Origin of the sequence: Rathayibacter sp. AY1B6, assembly GCF_002932755.1 — a bacterium.
Taxonomy (GTDB): Bacteria; Actinomycetota; Actinomycetes; order Actinomycetales; family Microbacteriaceae; genus Rathayibacter.
The window spans coordinates 47584-66425 of record NZ_PSWL01000016.1 but is presented as its reverse complement, the minus strand read 5'-3'; the positions used below and the strand labels follow the sequence as shown (position 1 = coordinate 66425).

Here is an 18842-nt window from a genome sequence, read left to right as displayed (position 1 = left end):
GCCCCGCTTCACGAGCCGAGCAGCGCGTGCGCGACCGTGAAGATGACCAGGCCGGCCAGGGAGCCGACGACGGTGCCGTTGATCCGGATGAACTGGAGGTCCTTCCCGACCTGGAGCTCGAGCTTCTCGGACGTCTCGCGCGGGTCCCAGCGGTGGATCGTGTCGCCGATGATGCTGGCGATGTCGGTGCGGTAGCGGTCGACCAGGTTCGCCGCCACCGAGCCGATCCAGGAGTCGACGGTCGCCGCGAGGCCGGCGTCGGTCGAGAGCCGGCGGCCCAGATCGACGACGATCGACTCGATACTGCCGCGCAGCGGGCTCGCCGGGTCGTCCATCGCGCCGAGGAGCGAGGCCTTCGTCGCCTCCCAGGCGTCCCCCGCGAGCTCGCGGACGCGCGGGCTGTCGAAGGCGCGGTTCTTGATCTCCTCGACGCGGGCGATCAGGTCGGGATCGGTGCCCAGATCCTGCGCCAGCGTGGCGAGGTAGCCGTCGATCGCGATCCGGAACGGGTGCACCTGGTCCTCGCGCACCGCCGCGACGAAGACGAGAGCCTCGCGGTACAGCCGCTCGTCCACCGCCCGGCTGACCGCGGAGGGCAGCCAGCTCGGCAGGCGGCCGCTGACCATGCGGGTGAAGCTCTGCGGGTTCGCGGTCAGCCACTCCTCCGCCTGCTCGACCAGCGTGTCCACGAGGCGCCGGTGGTGGCCGGCCTCGACCACGCTGCCCACCAGCGAGCCCAGCGGCGGGCCCCACTGCGGGTCGAGGAGGTGGCGCCGCGCCAGCGCCTCGATCACGCGCTGCACATCGGAGTCGTCCAGCAGGGCGATCGCCGAGCGGACGGCCGCCGCGCTCTCGCCGCCGACACGGTGCGCGTTCTCCGGCTCGGCGAGCCAGAGCCCCGCCCGCCGGGCGATCCCGAAGGAGTCGAGCTTCTCGCGCACGATGGCGCCGCGGAGGAAGTTCTCCTCGACGAACTGCGCAAGGCTCGCGCCGATCTCGTCCTTCTTGGTCGGGATGATCGCGGTGTGCGGGATCGGCAGGCCCAGCGGCCGCCGGAACAGCGCGGTCACGGCGAACCAGTCGGCGAGCGCGCCGACCATCCCGCCCTCGCTCGCGGCCCGGACCCACTGCAGCCACGGGTAGCGCTCCTGCAGGGCGAACGACACGGCGAAGACGACGGCCATCACCACGAGCAGGCCCGTGGCGAGCCGCTTCATCCGGACGAGGGCGACGCGCTTGGCCTCGTCGTCGCGCCCCACCGCCGCGAGGGAGGTCATGACGCGGTGGGGAACCCCTCGTGGCGGATGCCCCACGCGACGGTCCACTCCTCGCCCGGCTCGAGCCAGCGCAGGCCCTGCCCGCTGTTGAACGCCTCGGCCGGAGCGGTCATCGGCTCCACGGCGATCGCGGTCTTCACGTCGTCGCCGTCGGGGAAGATCCGGGTGATGAAGACCTGGATGAAGTTGTGCGAGGCGTCGGCCCAGAGGAGCACGCGGCGCCCGTCGGCGGCGCGGAGGCCGTGCACGCTCTCACCGTCGACCATCCGGACGTCGGCCCAGGCGTCGTCGAGCTCGAGGTCGCCGATGCGGCGGCCGGAGCGGAGGTCCCACTCGGTGCCCTCGACCGGCTTCTGCACGGTGGGGTTGAGGCGCTCGTCGACCTCGATGTGCACCGCCGCGTCGACGGTGATCTCGAGCTCGTCGGTCGGCACGTCGCCGATGGCGAGGAAGGGGTGCGTGCCGATGGCGACGGGTGCCTCGTCGGCTCCGACGTTGACGACGCGGTGGACGACCTTCAGCCCGTCGGCCTGCAGCTCGTAGCGGACCGAGGTCTCGAGGTGGAACGGGTAGCCCGCCTGCGGAACGACCGGCGCGGCCAGCTCGACGAAGGAGGGGCCCTGGTCGACGAGGCGGTACGGGGTGCTCACCAGGAGGCCGTGGATGGCGTTGTGGTACTTCGGCTCGGTGATCGCGAGCTGGAGCGTCTCGCCGCGGTGGTGCCAGCGCCCGTCCTTCACGCGGTTGGGCCACGGCATCAGGACGATGCCCGAGCCGAACGGCGGGACGGTGCTCTCCGGGTAGGAGGCGGTGATCTCCACTCCGTCGACCGAGAGGTGGCGCAGCGCTGCGGCCACCTCCGTCACGACGGCGTGCAGGGTGCGTCCCTCGGCGGTGAGGTCGAGGGAGAACTGGCGCCCGGTGGCGGGAGCGGGGGTGAAGTCGGCCATTCCTCGATCCTACGGACTGACGCGCTCGCCGAGCGCCCGGCAACGGGTGACCGCGAGCCCCGCCTCCTCCAGAGCGGCGACCAGTCCGTCGGCGGCTCCCGCACCCGTGAGCAGACGGTCGAACTCGTCGGGAGCGGCGACCCGGCCGAGGTCGACCACTCCGAGCTTCGAGGAGTCGGCGACCACGACCCTGCGGGTCGCCGCCTGCAGCATCCGGCGCTTCAGGGTCGCCTCGGGGAGGTTGACGTTGGTGACGCCGGCTTCGGGGTGCACGCCGGTGCAGCCGATGAAGGCGATGTCGGCGCGGATCCGCTCGAGCATCTCGGACGCGAGCGGCTCGACCAGCGAGTGCTGCAGCGGCCGCAGAGTGCCCCCGGTGACGACGACGGTGAAGCGCGGGATGGCCGGCTCGAGCGCCAGAGCCGTGGAGAGGCCGTTCGTGATCACCGTGACGTCGCGAAGCTCCTCGCGAGCCACGAGCGCGTGCGCGATGGCGAGCGGTGTGGTGCCCACGTCGAGCACGATGCTCTGCCCGGAGGAGACGGAGGCGGCGGCCTCGCGGCCGATCGCGGCCTTCTCGTCGGAGGCGGCGCTCAGGCCCTCCTCGAGCGAGCGCTCGCCGGTGGGCCTCGGCGCGGGGATCGCCCCTCCGCGCACCCGCTGGAGGACGCCCTCGCTCGCCAGCAGTGCGAGATCGGAGCGGACGGTGACGACCGAGACCCCGAGCATGTCGGCCATCGGGGCGACCCCGACGAAGCCCGAGCTCTCGGCGGCCAGGCGCAGCCTCAGCCGGCGCTCGATCGCCGACGTGGACTCCTGCTCGCCGTCCGTCCTCATCCGCCCATCGTGCCCGCGGTCGAGCGGACTTGTCAAAGAGAAAACCAGCTTTCCTTTTCGAAGGTGCGGCCCTAGTCTGACTCCTGTCATGAACGAAGCGATCACCCTCTCCGCCGGCGTCGTCAAGCGCCCGCACACGCTGGCCGACGGCCGCGAGCTCCTCTACTTCGACGACGCCGACACGACGCTCCCCCCGGAGCGCGCCGCCGACGCCCGCCACCTCGACCCCCGCCCCGCCACCGCGCGGATGCGCCAGGACGTGCTGACCGGCGAGTGGGTCTCCATCGCCGCGTCGCGCCAGAACCGCGTGTTCCTGCCGCCGGCCGAGCTCGATCCGCTCGCTCCGGCGTCGCCGACGAACCCGTCGGAGGTGCCCAGCCGCTACGACGTCGCCGTCTTCGAGAACCGCTCCCCCTCCTTCGGCCCGCTCCTCGAGGACGCGGACGCGCCCGCCTCGCTGGAGGACCTGCGCACCCTCGGGCTCGGCCGGACGCTGACCAGCGTCGGCCGCTGCGAGGTCGTCTGCTTCAGCCCCGAGCACGAGGGCTCGTTCGCCACGCTCAGCGCCTCCCGCGCCCGGACCGTGGTCGAGGCCTGGGCCGACCGCGTGGGCGCCCTCTCGGCCCTTCCCGGCGTGCAGCAGGTCTTCCCGTTCGAGAACCGCGGCGAGGCGATCGGCGTCACGCTGCACCACCCCCACGGGCAGATCTACTCCTACCCCTACGTCACGCCGCGCACGACCCGTCTGCTCGCCTCGCTCGACAGCTACGGGCCCTCGATGTTCGCCGACGTCCTCGCCTTCGAGCAGGCCGGCGAGCGCGTCCTCCTCCGCGGCGAGCACTTCACCGCGTTCGTGCCGTTCGCCGCACGCTGGCCCGTCGAGGTGCACCTCCTGCCGCACCGCCACGTCCCGGACCTGGCGGCGACCACCCCGGAGGAGCGCGACGAGCTCGCGACGATCTACCAGCGCCTGCTCCGCGGCATCGACGCCCTCTACGACACCCCGACGCCCTACATCGCCGCCTGGCACCAGGCCCCGGTGCACGAGCGCCGCGACGAGGTGCGCCTGATGCTCCAGATCACCTCGCCCCGCCGCGCCGAGACGAAGCTCAAGTACCTCGCGGGGAGCGAGGCCGCGATGGGGGCCTGGATCGGCGACATCGCCCCGGAGACGAGCGCCGCGGCCCTGCGCGCCGCCATCGAACGGGCCGACGCGGCCGTGCTCGAGGCCGGGATCGCCCAGCGCCCCGACGCGGCCCTGCCGGTCGCCGCGCACAGCGACGACTCGCTGCCCGACGGCGCCGCCACTCCCGCAACGACCGCCGCCGACATCGCCGAGGAGAACCGATGACCGCCGCTCCCGCCTCCCTGACCGCCGTCGCCGAGAGCGCGGCCGCCGCCTTCGAGCGCACCTTCGACCGGCCCGCAGCGGGCGTCTGGGCCGGCCCCGGTCGTGTGAACCTGATCGGCGAGCACACCGACTACAACGACGGCTTCGTCTTCCCCTTCGCCATCGACCGCGCCACCGCGATGGCCGTCGCTCCGCGGGAGGACCGCCTGATCAGGATCAGCAGCGCCTTCTCGCCCGAGGTGATCGAGGTCGCCCTCGACGAGCTCGGCCCCGGCGCCGTGACCGGCTGGTCGGCCTACCCGCTCGGCGTGGTCTGGGCGCTCACGGAGTACGGCGTCGACCTGGGCTCCCGCTCGGGCTTCGACGCGTACGTCGACTCCGACGTGCCGGTCGGCGCGGGGCTCTCGAGCTCGGCGGCGCTGATGTGCGCGATGGCCGTCGCCCTCGACGAGCTCTGGGACCTCGGCTTCGACCGCGCGACGATGGCCCGCGTCGGCCGCCGCGCCGAGAACGTCGCGGTCGGCGCCCCCACCGGGATCATGGACGAGTCCGCCTCCCTCTTCGGGGAGCGCGACGCCGCGGTGTTCCTGGACTGCCGCAGCCTCGACACCGAGGTCATCCCCCTCGGCTTCGAGGAGGCCGGGCTCGTCCTGCTCGTCGTCGACACCCGCGTCGAGCACGCTCACGCCACCGGCGGCTACGCCGAGCGGCGCGCCTCCTGCGAGCTCGGCGCCGCGACCCTCGGCGTGCCGTCGCTCCGCGAGCTGACGGTCGACGACCTGCCGCGCGCCGAGGAGCTCCTCGACGACGTCACCTACCGGCGGGTGAAGCACGTCGTGACGGAGGACGCCCGCGTGCTCGAGACCGTCCGCACCCTGCGCGAGCACGGCCCGCGGGCGATCGGCGATCTGCTCGACGCCGGCCACGTCTCCCTCCGCGACGACTTCGAGATCTCGGTGCCCGAGCTCGACACCGCCGTCGAAGCGGCGCGCGGCGCCGGAGCGATCGGCGCCCGGATGACCGGTGGCGGCTTCGGCGGCTCCGCGATCGCCCTCACTCCGGTGGAGAAGGAGGAGGAGGTCCGCGCCGCGGTCCTCGCCGCCTTCGCCGAGAAGGGCTTCACGACTCCGGAGCTCTTCCTGGTCACGGCCGCGGACGGCGCGGGCCGCGTGCTCTGACCCTGCTCTCGTCGACGCCCCCTGCGATCTCGGATCGCAGGGGGCGTTCGTCGTCGAGTCGGCGCTACGGCGCCGGATCCGGCGGGACGACGGCCCGCGCCTCTCCCCCGGTGACCCGCACCAGCTCGTCGAAGCCGGTCGGGTAGACGGTGTGCGCGTGCCCGGCCGCCGCCCAGACGACTTCGTAGGCGGCGAGGGCCGTGTCGACCACGGTGCGCAGCGGCGCGGGATGACCGACCGGCGCGATCCCGCCGATCGTCTGGCCCGTCGCGGACTTCACGTCGGCGGCCGGCGCCCGGGTGACCGATCCGCCCAGCTGCACGCCCAGCCAGGCGGTGTCGACGCGGTGGCCGCCGCTGGTCAGGACCAGCAGCGGCGCACCGTCGAGCAGGAACACCAGCGAGTTGGCGATCTGGCCGACGTCGACGCCCAGCGCCTCTGCCGCCAGCGCGGCCGTCGACGCGGCCGAGTCGAGCCAGCGCACGACCGGATGCACACCGTGCCGGTCGAGGTCGGCGAGGACGCGGTCGACGGCCGGGTGGCTCCGTTCGCTCATACCGCCGAGGCTAGCGCCCCGGCCGGGCTCACTTCTCGAACGTGGACGCGTCGATCACGAAGCGGTAGCGGACGTCCGAGGCGAGGACGCGCTCGTAGGCCTCGTTGATCTGCGAGGCCGAGACGACCTCGACCTCGCTCGCGATGCCCTTCTCGGCGCAGAAGTCGAGCATCTCCTGGGTCTCGCGGATGCCGCCGATGCCCGAGCCCGCGAAGGACCGGCGGGCGCCGAAGAGCGTGAACACGTGCAGCGGCAGCGCCTCGGCCGGAGCGCCCACGTTCACCATCGTGCCGTTGCGGCGCAGGAGTCCCAGGTAGGCGTCGAGGTCGAGGGGCGCGCTGACCGTGTTGACGATCAGGTCGAAGGTGTTCGCGAGATCGGTGAAGGTCGCCTCGTCGCGCGTCGCGTAGTAGTGGTCGGCGCCCAGGCGGAGGCCGTCCTCCTTCTTGCTCAGGGTCTGCGAGAGCACGGTGACCTCGGCGCCCATCGCGTGCGCGAACTTGACGGCCATGTGCCCGAGCCCGCCGAGGCCGACGACGGCCACGCGCTTGCCGGGGCCCGCCTCCCAGTGCGAGAGCGGCGAGTAGGTGGTGATGCCCGCGCACAGCAGCGGAGCGGCGGCCTCGTAGGGGATCGACTCCGGGACGCGGAGCACGAAGTCCTCGACGACGACGACGTGCGTGGAGTAGCCGCCCTGGGTGATGGTGCCGTCGCGGTCGACGGAGGCGTAGGTGCCGGTGTTGCCCTTCAGGCAGTACTGCTCCTCGCCCGCGAGGCAGTTCTCGCACTCGCGGCAGGAGTTCACCATGCAGCCGACGCCGACGCGGTCGCCGACGGAGTGCTTGGTGACCTCGGAGCCGACCTCGGCGACGACGCCGACGATCTCGTGGCCGACGGTCAGCGGGTACGCCACCGGACCCCAGTCGCCGCGGACGGTGTGGATGTCCGAGTGGCAGATGCCGGAGTAGGCGATCTCGATGAGCACGTCGTGCGGTCCGACGTCGCGGCGCTCGATGGTGGTGGGGACGAGCGGCTCGGTCGCGGAGGGAGCGGCGTAGGCGGTGACGGTGAGCATGGGTTCTCCTCGTGGGGCGGGGCGCGCTCCGAGGACGTGTCCGACGGGGTGGGGGACGCGAGAGCGCCCGGCCACGCTACCGGCAGGCGACTGGACGTCGCCCCCGAGCGCGGTCCGGCGAGGGTCCCGTGGCGAGGAACCGGTCAGCGCAGGGCGCGCTCGGCCGCCGTCACCACGTTGTGGATGAGCATCGCCCGCGTCATCGGGCCGACGCCTCCGGGGACCGGCGAGAGCCAGCCCGCGACCTCCGAGACCTCCGGAGCGACGTCGCCGGTCAGCTTCGCCCGGCCCGTCTCGGGGTTCTCGACCCTCGTGATGCCCACGTCGAGCACGGCGGCGCCGGGCTTCACCCAGTCGGCGCGGATGAGCCCGGGCACGCCCACGGCCGCCACCACGATGTCGGCGCGGCGCACCTCCGCGGCGAGATCGGCCGTGCGGGAGTGGGTGAGAGTCACGGTGGCGTCGAGGCCCTTCCGCGTGAGCAGGAGCCCGAGCGGACGGCCGACGGTGAGCCCGCGGCCGATGACGACGACGTGCCTGCCCGAGGTCGGGATCCCGTGGCGCTGCAGCATCTCGACGATGCCGTTCGGCGTGCAGGGCAGCGGACTGTCCAGCTCGCCCTCGACGCCGAGCACCAGGCGGCCCAGGTTGGTGGGGTGCAGGCCGTCGGCGTCCTTGTCCGGATCCATCAGCTCGAGCATCGCGTTCTCGTCGATGCCCTTCGGCAGCGGGAGCTGGATGATGTACCCGGTCACGGCCTCCGAGTCGTTGAGCTGCCGGATGGCGGCGCGGATGTCGTCCGCCGACGCGGTCGCCGGGAGGTCCACGCGGATCGACTCGATCCCGACCTCCGCGCAGTCGCGGTGCTTGCCCGCGACGTACGAGCGGGAGGCGGGGTCGTCCCCCACCAGCAGCGTGCCGAGCCCGGGCACGACGCCCCGTTCGCGCAGAGCGGCGACCCGCTCCGCGATCTCCGTCTTGACAGCGGTCGCCGTCGCGACGCCGTCGAGTACCTGTGCCGTCATCGCGGTCTCCTCGGTCGTGGCGCGGCGGAGGGGGGGCGGTGCCCCGGCCTCCGCCGCGCGGGTGGTGCAGCGGATCGACTACAGCCCGGGGTAGAGCGGGAAGTCGTCGGTGAGGCGGGCGACCCGGCCGCGCAGCGCCTCGAGGTCGGCCGAGGGCTTGAGCGCCTCGGCGATGACGTCGGCGACCTCGGTGAACTCCGTGTCGCCGAAGCCGCGGGTCGCGAGCGCCGGCGTGCCGATGCGCAGGCCCGAGGTGACCATCGGCGGGCGGGGGTCGAACGGCACGGCGTTGCGGTTGACCGTGATGCCGACCTCGTGGAGGCGGTCCTCGGCCTGCTTGCCGTCCAGAGGCGAGTCGCGCAGGTCGGCGAGGACGAGGTGGACGTCCGTGCCGCCGGTCAGGACGTCGATGCCCTCGGCTTTCGAGTCGGCCGCCGTGAGGCGCTCGGCGAGGATTTGCGCGCCGCGGATGGTGCGTGCCTGGCGGTCGGCGAACTCGGGCTCGCCGGCGAGCTTGAACGCGGTCGCCTTCGCGGCGATCACGTGCATCAGCGGGCCGCCCTGCTGGCCGGGGAAGACGGCCGAGTTCAGCTTCTTGGCGTACTCCTGCTTCGCGAGGATGAGCCCCGAGCGCGGGCCGGCCAGCGTCTTGTGGACGGTGGTGGTCACGACGTCGGCGTAGGGCACCGGCGACGGGTGCAGCCCGGCCGCCACGAGGCCGGCGAAGTGGGCCATGTCGACCCAGAGCTTCGCGCCGACCTCGTCGGCGATGGCGCGGAACGCCTCGAAGTCGAGCTGACGGGGGTAGGCGGACCAGCCGGCGATGAGCACCTGCGGGCGGACCTCGAGGGCCTTCTCGCGGACCGCGTCCATGTCGATCCGGAAGGTCTGCGGGTCGACGCCGTACGCGGTCGCGTTGTAGAGCTTGCCCGAGAAGTTCAGCTTCATGCCGTGGGTCAGGTGGCCGCCGTGCGCGAGCTCGAGGCCGAGGATGGTGTCTCCGGGCTGCACGAGGGCGGCGAGCGCCGCGGCGTTGGCGGAGGCTCCGGAGTGCGGCTGGACGTTGGCGAACTCGGCACCGAAGAGGGCCTTGGCCCGGTCGATCGCGAGCTGCTCGGCGATGTCGACGTACTCGCAGCCGCCGTAGTAGCGGCGTCCGGGGTAGCCCTCGGCGTACTTGTTGGTCAGGACGGAGCCCTGCGACTCGAGGATCGCGCGCGGCACGAAGTTCTCGCTCGCGATCATCTCGAGGTAGCCGCGCTGGCGGTCGAGCTCCTGCTGGAGCACGGCGGCGATCTCGGGGTCGACCACCGACACGGGCTGGTCGAACGAGGCGGCGACGCCGGGGCTGGCGGGGGAAGAGGACACGGACGCTCCTTGGCTGGGAAACGGAAGGGGCCCGGCAGGTCGCGGCGGCGCGACACGGCTCGTTCGGGCGACCCGATCTACGGTATCCGTTCCAGCCCAGGCGTGCGGCGGGAAAAGTGTCCGGGGCGCTGCCCCGGAGGAGGTGCCGCTCCCTGATGGTCACCCATCCGAACGCCAGTCGCGGCGGCCTCACTCTAGCAAGGGGGCAGAGTGGCGCGGGAGACGCGCCACTCTGACGAGGGCCGCTCGGGTCCGTGCGACGATCCCTCGGTCGGCGCCGGTGCGGGGCCGGTGAGGAGGGCGCCGCAGTGGCATCTCGACGCGGCTCCGAGCGCATCGATGATCGGAGCGACAGCGAGCTCCTCGCGCTGGTCCGGAAGGGCCGCACGGACGCCGTGTCCGAGCTCTGGCGCCGGCACTCCGCGGCCGGCCGCACCGTGGCCCGGGCGTGGGCGAGCAGCTCCGATCCCGACGACCTGGTGTCGGAGGCGTTCCTCCGCGTCCTCCGGGCCGTCGAGAGCGGCGGCGGACCCGAGGGCGCCTTCCGCCCCTACTTCTTCACCGCCGTCCGCAACGTCGCGGGGTCCTGGGCCCGGCGGGGCCGGCACGAGCGGCCGTTCGACGAGGCCGACCGCGCCCTCCCCTCCGCGGGCCCCGATCCCGAGGCGCACGCCCTCGCCGCCCTCGAGCGGGACCTGGGCGCGCGCGCGTTCCGGACGCTGCCGCCGCGCTGGCAGGAGGTGCTCTGGTACACGGAGGTGGAGGGCCTGTCCCCCGCCGCCGCCGCGCCGCTGATGGGGCTGCGGCCCAACGCGGTCGCAGCGCTCGGGGTCCGGGCGCGGGAGGGGCTGCGCTCCGCGTGGATCCGGGAGCACGTGGCGGACGCCTCGGCGACGGGCGAGTGCGAGTGGGTGCTCGAGCGGGCGGGGACGCACGCGCGAGGACGTGCGCCGGCCCGCGACAGGCGCCGCATCGACCGGCACCTGGAGGGGTGTCTCTCCTGCCGCGAGGCGCTGTCGGAGGCCGAGAGCACCGCGCGCCGCCTCGCCTCGGTGCTGCTGCCGCTGACCGCCGGAGTGAGCGGTGCGGCCGCCTGGGCGGCGGGCGGAGGCTCCGGCGCGGCCGCCGGTCCGCTGCCGAGCGCGGTCCGGGCGTCGAGAGCTGTCCGGGCGTCGGGAGCGGGCAGCGGAACGGGCGTGGTCGTCGCCGCGTCCGCTGCGGCGGCACTCGCGGTCGCGGGAGTCGTCGGGACGGCACTGCTGCTGTCGGGGAGCGGGAACGGGGCGGTCGTGGCGGCGATGGACGCCGCCACCCGGGAGGACGAGGGCGGAACGGCCGAGACACCTGCGCCGACGGCGAGCGGAGGAGCGACGGCGAGCGGAGGAGCGACGGCGAGCGCCGACGGGTCGGAGACCGACCCGTCGGCCGCGGACCGCGCGAGTGCAGGAGGGGACGGCGTTCCGGCGGGGCGGTTCAGCGACTCCGGCTCCGCTCCGAGGAGCACGGTGCCGGCCGGGGACGGAGGGCACGATGCCGGAGCGACGCGCGCGACCCTCGGGAGGACGGGACGCCCGCCGCAGTGGGAGTCGTCCCCCGATCCTGTCGGCGCACCGGCGTCGAGTGGGATCGAGGCGGACGCCTCACCGGCTCCTGCCGCGGACCCGGATCGCCCTGCCGCGACCGGCAGCGCGGCACCGGCGCCCTCCCCCGCCGTCACCGCGGCTCCGACACCCTCCGGGTCGCCGGGGGTCGCGACCGGGAGCTCCGCGCCGAGCCCGGTCGGCACCGGCCCGAGCCTGCCCTCCGGTCCGGTCCGGCCCTCCGTCCCGAACACGACTCCCGCACCGGGCACTCCGGCTCCGGCACCGGGCACTCCGACTCCGGTCGCGACCCGGGCGCCGAGCACATCCGGTCCGGTCGCGACTCCTGCGCCGAGCGCTCCGACACCGGTCGCGACTCCGGCTCCGGGCACTCCGGCTCCGGTCACCACTCCCGCACCGAGCACCCCGACACCGGCGCCGACGACTCCGCGGACCCCCGCGGCTCCCGTCGGAACTCCGGCGCCCGCACCGACCGCGACACCTGCACCACCCGCCGCGGCCGCGCCGACCCTCGCACTCGACACCGACGGCCGGCTGCTGCCCGATGCCCGCGGCACCGCCGCGCCCGGCGCCGAGGTGATCCTCGAGGACGCCTCCGACGGACGCCGCTGGGGATCCGCCACCGCCGACGCCGCCGGCTCCTGGACAGTGCCGGCGCTCCCCCTCCCCGCCGGCACGACCGCGGTGCTGGCGCGCACCGCCGCAGGAGTCAGCGCCCCCGAGACGGTCGACCTGCGCGCTCCGGTGCTCCTCGCCCGGGCCGCATCGAGCGGGGGCGCGGTCGGCGTGCTCGTGCTCGCCGACCCCGACGCGGACGGCCTCGACCTCCTGGTCGACGGCGAGCAGGTGCGATCCCTCGCTCCCGGTGCCCCCGTCCTCGCTGCGACCCTGCAGGTCGGCCCCGGGAGGCACGCGATCGGGGTCCGCTACTCCTCCCCGGCCGGGCGGACGGGACCCGTCGCCGCCGTGTCGGTCGACGCGGGCTGAGGCGCGCGGACCGCCCCGTGCCCCACCGTTATCCTGGGCGGATGCAGCCCGAACCCGCCGCGTCCGCGACTCCCCGGCCCGCCTCCGCGAGCACCCGTCCGACGGGCAGCGACGCCGCGTGGTCCGGCACCCGGCCCACGGGCAACCACTGGACCCTCACGTTCGCCTGCCCCGACCAGCCCGGCATCGTGCACGCCGTGTCCGGCGCCGTCGTCCAGGCCCGCGGCAACATCACCGAGAGCCAGCAGTTCTCGAGCGCCGACACCGGCCGCTTCTTCATGCGCCTGCAGGTGGAGTCGCCGATCAGCCGCGAGGAGTTCGCGGCCGCGCTGCTGCCGATCACCGAGCACTACGGGATGACCTGGCGCCTCGATGTCGTCGGCCGACCGCTGCGCACCCTCGTCCTCGCCTCCACCGCCGCGCACTGCGTCAACGACCTGCTCTTCCGCCAGCGCGCCGGGCAGCTCGCGGTGGACATCCCGATGATCCTGTCCAACCACGGCAGCCTCCGCGACCTCGCCGAGTTCTACGGCGTGCCCTTCGAGTCGCGACCCGTGGTCTCGCCGGAGTCGAAGCGCGGGTTCGAGGAGCGCGTGCTGGAGGTCGTCGAGGAGCACGACGTCGAGCTCGTGGTCCTGGCGCGCTACATGCAGATCCTCTCCCCCGAGCTCTGCGCGCGCCTGGCCGGCCGCGCCATCAACATCCACCACTCGTTCCTGCCGGGCTTCAAGGGCGCGAACCCCTACAAGCAGGCGCACGCCCGCGGCGTCAAGCTGATCGGCGCGACCGCGCACTTCGTCACCAGCGACCTCGACGAGGGGCCGATCATCGAGCAGAACGTGGTGCGCGTGGACCACTCGCACTCGGTCGCCCAGCTCGTGGCGATCGGGCAGGACGAGGAGAGCCGCACGCTCACGCAGGCGGTCAAGTGGTTCGCGGAGGACCGGGTGCTCCTCGACGGGGCCCGCACCATCATCTTCCGCTGACCTCCGGCGGCTAGTGTGGTCGGCGTGAATCGAGCAGGAGCGGACACCGCGGGCACCGACATCAGGATCGGCCCGAACGCGATCCTCCGCTTCCTCCTGGAGCTCGTCGCGCTGGCGACCTTCGCCCTCTGGGGCTTCGCGTCGTGGGACCTCCCGTGGAACATCGTCCTCGGCATCGGCGCTCCGGTGGTCGCCGCGCTGATCTGGGCGCTCTTCCTCTCGCCGCGCGCTGTCCTCGCGATCGACGTCTACGGCCGTTCGCTGATCGAGCTGCTCGTGATGGGCGCCGCCGCGCTGGCGTGGCTGGACCTCGGCCAGCCGGTCGTCGCGATCGTCTTCGGCGTCCTCGCCGTCGTCTCCGGCGTCATCGCGGGACGCCGCTCCCTCTGAGCCGGACGTCGGCCGCCCAGGCGTGGCTCGCGCGCTCCTGATCCCGACCGCATCGCGAGCCGACCCGTCTCCGCCTCCCCTGCCCGGGAACGGCGAACGGCCGCCCCCGCCGCTCCAGGAGGAGCAGGGGGACGGCCGTGCGCGGCGGTCGCGGAGGACTACTCCGCGGCGCCCGCCTCACGCTGCGCCAGGGCGCGGCGTCGGAGGCCGGTGATCACAGCACCCGCACCGAGGAGGGCGAGGGCGGCGGCTCCGAGGAGACCACCGTCGAAGCCCGTCGACGGGAGGCCGCCGGCGCCGTGGCCGGGCGCGCCCGGTCCGGCGGTCGGCGTGGAGGTGGGCTCCCCCGGTCCGGCGGTGGGGCCGGCCGTCGGCGTCGCGGTCGGCTCCGGGGTGCCCGTGGGCTCCGGAGTCGCGGTCGGCGTCGGGGTGGGGGTGACCGCCTCGGTGACGTCGACGCTCACGAGCGTCGCGAGTCCCGAGTCGGTGTAGGCGACACGGCCGAGGTAGCGGGCCGGGCCCGCCAGGTTCGACCAGGAGACCGCGTACGCGATCGGCTCGCCCTGCACCGCGTCGACCACGCCGGGGTCGGCGCTCAGCGAGCCGAGACCGTTCTCCGGAGTGATGACGAAGCTGCGGAAGTCGAACGTGACGGTCGGGGATCCCGGAGCGGTCGAGTAGACATCGGCCTGGACCGTGTACTCGCCCGGGGCGGGGTCGGCGATGTCGACGCGCTCGTCGGCCGAGCCGGTCGCCGAGGTGAAGACCGTGTCGGTGCTCCCACTGGTGACGGTGAGGTCGAGGTCGGCCGCGTCGTCGAGCGAGTCGAGGTCGAAGCGGGCGAACTCGGCGCCCTCCGGCACGACGACGGTGGTCGTCAGCGACTTCCCCGTGGGGAGCGTCGCCGAGTGTCCGTCGGCGGCGGTAGCGTCCTCGGCGAGGACTCCCTCGGCGAGACCGCTCGCGGTGAGCGGCAGCGCGCCGGTGATGCCGGGCGTGACCGTCACCGTGCCGGTGCCGGTCGAGCCGGTGCCGGAGACCTCGTAGGGCGCGTCCAGGAGGACGGGGCGCACCGCGATCGGGCTGCGGACGTCGTGCTCCGCGCTCGCCCAGGTCAGGTTGCCGGTGGCGAACTGGTTGAGCGCCGCCGAGCCGGTGGTGAAGGAGACCGTGTACTCCGCCGTCTGGCCCGCACCCGTGAAGGAGAGGGTCGAGGGCGAGACGACGGTGTCGATGCCGGCGAGGCCGTCGACCGACGCGGTGTAGGTGCCTGCGCCGGTCGAGGTGACCGTGCGGGTCACGGTCTGCGTGCCCGCGAGGGCGCCGATCGCGATCGAGGCCTGGTTGAGGTCGGACGGGTCGATCGCGGCGATCGGGTCGATCACCGGGTTCGAGGTGAAGACGTAGCCGGCGCCCTTGAGGAAGGCGATCCAGTCCTCGGTGCCGCTCTGGTAGAGCAGTCCGGGGTCGAGGAACGCGGCCGGGTCGACGTGTCCGGCACCCTGGGCGAAGACGTCCTCGGACGCGGCGCCCGACTGGTCGACGCTGTCGTAGGCGGAGGTCATCATGGCCGACTTCACCGCGGACGGCGTGGCCTTCGGGGTCGCGCCGAGGATCAGCGCGCCGAGGCCCGCCACGTGCGGCGACGACATCGAGGTGCCGGACTCGAACGCGAAGGCGGGGTCGTCGCCCTCGGCGTTGAAGCTGTCGGCCAGGATCGCGACGCCGGGCGCCGTGAGGTCGGGCTTCAGCACGTCGGCGCCGTCCGCCTCAGCGGGTCCGCGCGACGAGAAGCCGGCGACCTGCGGGACGGGGATGGAGGCACCGGACGAGTTGCCCTCGGAGAGGTTCACGGTCGCACCGGCGGTGCCGGCGTAGGTCGTGATCGCCTGGTAGGCCTGCGAGTCGATCTGGATGCTGGGGACCGAGTGGTCGTCGACGTGCAGCGCGTTCGGGGTCGGGTTGAGCAGCAGCATGCCGATGCCGCCGGCCCGCTCGACCTCGGCCGACTTGGAGACGCGCGCGGTGACGCCCGCGGTGCAGGCGACGACCTTGCCCTTCACCTTGTCGGGGTCGAGGGTGCCGGTCTCGCAGATGGCGGGGTTCTCGGTGCCCGAGCGGACGACGTCGGCGCTGTTCACCAGCGGTCCGGTGACGTCCTCGTGGACCGAGATGGATCCTCCGACGAACTTCTGGCCGTCACCGAGGGTGGCGGTCGCCGTGTAGGTCGGGATCGAGGACGCGGCGACCGTGGTGTACCAGGGCGACGCGTGGTCGAGCGTGGAGGCGCCCGCACCGGAGTTGCCGGCCGAGGCCGCGACGAAGACGCCGGCGGCGGCGGCGTTGAGGAACGCCTCGTCGATCGCGGTCAGGGTCGAGGTGGCCGAGCCGCCGCCGATGGAGAAGTTGATGACGTCGACGCCGTCCTTGGTCGCGGCGTCGATGGCCGCGAGGATGCCCGCTCCGGAGCAGAAGTCGTCGTCGTCGGTGCCCTCGTCGGGTCCGTTCCAGCAGACCTTGTACGCGGCGACCTTGGCGGCCGGGGCGACTCCGGAGATCTTCCCGTAGTCGTAGCCGTCGACGCTCGCCTCGACGCCGTTGTTGCCGGCTGCCGTGCTCGCGGTGTGCGAGCCGTGTCCGTCGGCGTCGCGCGGGGAGCGGTACTCGGGGTTGTCCGTCGAGCCGACCTCCTCGTCCGCGAGGAACCAGCGTGCGCCGATGAGCTTCTGGTTGCACTCGTCGCCGTCCCACTGCTCGGAGGCGGGGAGCCCCGGCGAGCAGGAGCCGACGAAGGTTCCGCCGTCCGACTTCACGAAGGAGGTGGTGGTGCCGTCCGTGTAGGGGGCCGCTCCGGGCGAGGTCGCCAGGGGCGCGCCCGCGAAGGAGGGGTTCTCGGGCGCGATGCCGGAGTCGATGACGCCGACGACGACGCCTTCGCCCGCCTTGTCGATGCCGCCCAGCTTCTGCCAGACGCCGTTCTCGCCCTCGAGGCCGAGGAAGTCGGTGGAGCGCTGCTGTCCGGTGTCGGGCACCGGGATGCCGGCGGCGGCCGCGGCGAGCGGCGAGGCCTGCTCGGCGCGGTCGACCTTCAGGTTCTCGACCTTGCGCACCTGGGCGACGTCGCGGCGGCTCGCGAGCTCGCCCGCCTGCTCGCCCGAGAGGGTCGCGGAGAAGCCGTTGAGGGCGACGGTGTAGTGGTAGCCGATGGCGGCATCGACCGCGGAGGCGACGTCCTCCTGGCGCTGCTCCAGGTGGGCGGAGTAGTCCTCCACCGGAGCCGAGGCGGCCTGCAGCTGCGCACCGTCGACGGGCGCGGTGCGCGCGAAGCGGGCGTCGCTGCCCTGGTAAGTGGCCGCGGAGGGCTCGACGAGGGTGACGACGTAATCGCCGTCGTCGAAGCTCTGGCCGACGGAGAGCCCGCCGACGAGCGAGGCGCTGCCGGCGAGAGGGGCGGCACTGGCGCCGGTGGTGGCGAAGGCCGCGGTCGCGGCCACTCCGAGGACGGCGAGGCCCGCGAGGATGCGCCTCTCAGCGCGGCGGACGGGTGGTCGGTGGGACAGGTGGATCGGCAATCGATGTCCTTACTCACATTCGCTGGGAACCGGATCGGTTTCCACACAGAAACGACCCTACGAACTCGATTGCCCAGCTTTGTTACGAACAGGTAACGAAGTTGACGCCGAGGCGGCCCGCGGCAGTGGCACTCCCGCCCCCCGAGTGCTGATCTGCTGGCGTTGAGCCGGGTCGGCTCGACTCCTGGAACTCTTCGTTGCACGACTGAACGGAGTGATCTCATGGTTGTCACCTACGACCCCGTCCGCGAGCTGGACCGCCTCGCCACCGCCCTCCTCGGCTCCGGCCAGGGCCCCGCTGGATGCCGATCGACCTGTACCGGGACGGCGACCACGACGTCCTCACCGCCGACCTCCCCGGCATCGACCCGGGATCCGTCGACGTCGACGGTCAGCTCCTCACCATCCGCGCCCAGCGCACCGTCGCGAGCGGCGACGACGTCACCTGGATCACCCGAGAGCGCCAGTCGGCGACCTTCGTCCGCCAGCTGAGCCCCGGCCAGGGCGTCGACACCGAGCGCATCGCCGCGTCCTGCGACAACGGCGTGCTCTCGGTGACCATCCCGGTCAGCGAGAAGGCGCGCCCCCGCCGCATCGAGGTCGTCTCGACCGCCCGCCCCGAGCAGGTGCGGATCGGCGAGGCGGCGGCCGAGTAGGACGACGACGGAGGGCCCGTCCGCGGTCGTGCGGGCGGGCCCTCCGCCTGCCCGCACGCCCTACGCTGGCCGGATGCGCGCCTCCTCCTCCGACACAGCCGTCGGCGTCCTGCTCCCCCGCGATCTCCCCGCCTCCGAGGTGCTCGGCTACGCCCGCCGCGCCGAGGAGCTCGGCTTCGACGAGCTCTGGGTGGTCGAGGACCTCGGCTTCCGCGGCGGCATCGCCCAGGCCGGCGCGGTGCTCGCCGCCACCGAGCGGATCGTCGTCGGCATCGGCATCCTGCCCGCCGCCGTCCGCACGGCGGCCTTCACCGCGATGGAGCTGGGCACCCTCGCCGAGCTGTTCCCCGGCCGCGTCCACGCCGGCATCGGGCACGGGATGCCGCACTGGATGCGCGGCCTCGGAGTCTGGCCGCGCAGCCCGCTCTCCCTGCTCGAGGAGCAGTTCGACGCGATCCGCTCGCTGCTCTCCGGCGAGCGCACCGACCGCTCCGGCCGCTACGTGCACGTGGACGCCCTCGTCCTGGAGTCGCCGCCCGCCGTCGTGCCGCCGCTGCTGGCCGGCGTCCGCGGACCGAAGTCGCTGGCGCTCGCCGGCCGGATCGCCGACGGGGCCGTCCTGGCCGAGCCCGTCACTCCGGAGTACCTCGCGGCGGCCCGCGGCCGCCTCGGCGGCACCGGGCGGATCGTCGCCTACAACGTGGCCGCCGTGGACGACGACGCGGCCGCCGCGCGCGACGCGGTCCGGCCCGGACTCGAGTGGATCGGCGAGCCGGACTGGGCCCCGCACATCGAGCCGCTCCCCTTCGCCGAGGACTTCGCCCGCCTGCGGGCTGCGAGCGCCGACCGCGCCGCGTTCGTCCGCGACCTGCCCGACGCCTGGGTCGACCAGCTGGCCGTCGTGGGCACTCCCGAGGACGCTCGTCGCCGCATCGGGCTGCTGCACGAGGCCGGCGCCTCGAGCGTCGTGCTGATGCCGTCGGGGCCCGATCCGCTCCACGCGATGGAGGAGCTCGCCCGGGCGCTCTGACGT

14 protein-coding genes and 1 pseudogene are annotated in these 18842 nt (G+C 73.7%); 7 read left to right on the top strand and 8 right to left on the bottom strand.

The features are described 5' to 3' along the window. Window positions 1-8 precede the first annotated feature (8 nt). From C5D08_RS10210 to C5D08_RS10200, 3 genes are read right to left on the bottom strand one after another with little or no spacing between them, the layout of a single operon-like run. A complete protein-coding gene (locus C5D08_RS10210; RefSeq protein WP_104276953.1) occupies window positions 9-1277 on the bottom strand; it encodes a DUF445 domain-containing protein in 1269 nt (422 codons plus the stop codon). Further along, window positions 1274-2227: an aldose 1-epimerase family protein gene (locus C5D08_RS10205; protein ID WP_104276952.1), complete on the bottom strand. Its 954-nt coding sequence runs from the start codon at window positions 2225-2227 to the stop codon at window positions 1274-1276. The genes C5D08_RS10210 and C5D08_RS10205 overlap by 4 nt, the downstream gene beginning before the upstream one ends. A 9-nt stretch (window positions 2228-2236) precedes the next feature. Continuing rightward, window positions 2237-3064 carry a DeoR/GlpR family DNA-binding transcription regulator gene (locus tag C5D08_RS10200; RefSeq protein WP_104276951.1) on the bottom strand — a complete coding sequence of 276 codons (828 nt, stop codon included), beginning with the start codon at window positions 3062-3064 and terminating at the stop codon, window positions 2237-2239. An 88-nt stretch (window positions 3065-3152) separates the two neighbouring features. Between C5D08_RS10200 and galT the strand changes: the two genes are divergently transcribed. Together galT and galK are read left to right on the top strand one after the other, a co-directional pair. Further along, the gene (gene galT, locus C5D08_RS10195) at window positions 3153-4415 is read left to right on the top strand and encodes a galactose-1-phosphate uridylyltransferase (protein ID WP_104276950.1); all 1263 of its coding nucleotides are present in this window, start codon (window positions 3153-3155) and stop codon (window positions 4413-4415) included. Beyond that, the gene (gene galK / locus C5D08_RS10190; RefSeq protein ID WP_104276949.1) at window positions 4412-5593 is read left to right on the top strand and encodes a galactokinase; all 1182 of its coding nucleotides are present in this window, start codon (window positions 4412-4414) and stop codon (window positions 5591-5593) included. The genes galT and galK overlap by 4 nt, the downstream gene beginning before the upstream one ends. Before the next feature lie 64 nt (window positions 5594-5657). On the opposite strand, the gene C5D08_RS10185 is transcribed toward galK, so the two are convergent. The 4 genes from C5D08_RS10185 to glyA all read right to left on the bottom strand — a co-directional run bounded on the left by C5D08_RS10185 (window position 5658) and on the right by glyA (window position 9617). Next, complete coding sequence (locus C5D08_RS10185) at window positions 5658-6149, bottom strand: YbaK/EbsC family protein (RefSeq protein WP_104276948.1); 492 nt, start codon at window positions 6147-6149, stop codon at window positions 5658-5660. A gap of 28 nt (window positions 6150-6177) precedes the next feature. Next, entirely contained in the window at window positions 6178-7224 is a 1047-nt protein-coding gene (locus C5D08_RS10180; protein ID WP_104233905.1) for an NAD(P)-dependent alcohol dehydrogenase, read from the bottom strand. Window positions 7225-7367: 143 nt separating this feature from the next. After that, window positions 7368-8249, bottom strand: coding sequence for a bifunctional methylenetetrahydrofolate dehydrogenase/methenyltetrahydrofolate cyclohydrolase (locus tag C5D08_RS10175; RefSeq protein WP_104276947.1), 882 nt, complete (start codon window positions 8247-8249; stop codon window positions 7368-7370). Between the two features lie 78 nt (window positions 8250-8327). Further along, window positions 8328-9617, bottom strand: a complete 1290-nt coding sequence (gene glyA, locus C5D08_RS10170) for a serine hydroxymethyltransferase (protein ID WP_104224723.1) — start codon at window positions 9615-9617, stop codon at window positions 8328-8330. Between the two features lie 308 nt (window positions 9618-9925). Here glyA and C5D08_RS10165 point away from each other — a divergent pair, with 308 nt between their 5' ends. The 3 genes from C5D08_RS10165 to C5D08_RS10155 are packed head-to-tail and all read left to right on the top strand — an operon-like array spanning window position 9926 to window position 13581. Next, a complete protein-coding gene (locus C5D08_RS10165; protein WP_181110121.1) occupies window positions 9926-12205 on the top strand; it encodes a sigma-70 family RNA polymerase sigma factor in 2280 nt (759 codons plus the stop codon). Between the two features lie 41 nt (window positions 12206-12246). Further along, window positions 12247-13191: a formyltetrahydrofolate deformylase gene (purU, locus tag C5D08_RS10160; protein ID WP_104276945.1), complete on the top strand. Its 945-nt coding sequence runs from the start codon at window positions 12247-12249 to the stop codon at window positions 13189-13191. Between the two features lie 24 nt (window positions 13192-13215). After that, a complete protein-coding gene (locus C5D08_RS10155; RefSeq protein ID WP_104276971.1) occupies window positions 13216-13581 on the top strand; it encodes a YrdB family protein in 366 nt (121 codons plus the stop codon). 158 nt (window positions 13582-13739) lie between these two features. On the opposite strand, the gene C5D08_RS10150 is transcribed toward C5D08_RS10155, so the two are convergent. Beyond that, on the bottom strand, window positions 13740-17153 hold the full coding sequence (locus C5D08_RS10150; protein WP_104276944.1) for a S8 family serine peptidase: 3414 nt from the start codon (window positions 17151-17153) through the stop codon (window positions 13740-13742). Between the two features lie 222 nt (window positions 17154-17375). On the opposite strand from C5D08_RS10150, the pseudogene C5D08_RS10145 reads away from it, so the two are divergent. Both C5D08_RS10145 and C5D08_RS10140 read left to right on the top strand, forming a co-directional pair. Further along, window positions 17376-17809: pseudogene (locus C5D08_RS10145) on the top strand (Hsp20/alpha crystallin family protein). A 73-nt stretch (window positions 17810-17882) separates the two neighbouring features. Further along, window positions 17883-18839: an LLM class flavin-dependent oxidoreductase gene (locus C5D08_RS10140; protein ID WP_104276943.1), complete on the top strand. Its 957-nt coding sequence runs from the start codon at window positions 17883-17885 to the stop codon at window positions 18837-18839. Window positions 18840-18842: the final 3 nt, after the last annotated feature.

What these genes read in the sequence shown, in the direction of transcription:
- C5D08_RS10210 (WP_104276953.1), bottom strand. Translation starts at nt 1,277, where the DNA reads ATGACCTCCCTCGCGGCGGTGGGGCGCGACGACGAGGCCAAGCGCGTC.
- C5D08_RS10205 (WP_104276952.1), bottom strand. Translation starts at nt 2,227, where the DNA reads ATGGCCGACTTCACCCCCGCTCCCGCCACCGGGCGCCAGTTCTCCCTC.
- C5D08_RS10200 (WP_104276951.1), bottom strand. Translation starts at nt 3,064, where the DNA reads ATGAGGACGGACGGCGAGCAGGAGTCCACGTCGGCGATCGAGCGCCGG.
- galT (WP_104276950.1), top strand. Translation starts at nt 3,153, where the DNA reads ATGAACGAAGCGATCACCCTCTCCGCCGGCGTCGTCAAGCGCCCGCAC.
- galK (WP_104276949.1), top strand. Translation starts at nt 4,412, where the DNA reads ATGACCGCCGCTCCCGCCTCCCTGACCGCCGTCGCCGAGAGCGCGGCC.
- C5D08_RS10185 (WP_104276948.1), bottom strand. Translation starts at nt 6,149, where the DNA reads ATGAGCGAACGGAGCCACCCGGCCGTCGACCGCGTCCTCGCCGACCTC.
- C5D08_RS10180 (WP_104233905.1), bottom strand. Translation starts at nt 7,224, where the DNA reads ATGCTCACCGTCACCGCCTACGCCGCTCCCTCCGCGACCGAGCCGCTC.
- C5D08_RS10175 (WP_104276947.1), bottom strand. Translation starts at nt 8,249, where the DNA reads ATGACGGCACAGGTACTCGACGGCGTCGCGACGGCGACCGCTGTCAAG.
- purU (WP_104276945.1), top strand. Translation starts at nt 12,247, where the DNA reads ATGCAGCCCGAACCCGCCGCGTCCGCGACTCCCCGGCCCGCCTCCGCG.
- C5D08_RS10140 (WP_104276943.1), top strand. Translation starts at nt 17,883, where the DNA reads ATGCGCGCCTCCTCCTCCGACACAGCCGTCGGCGTCCTGCTCCCCCGC.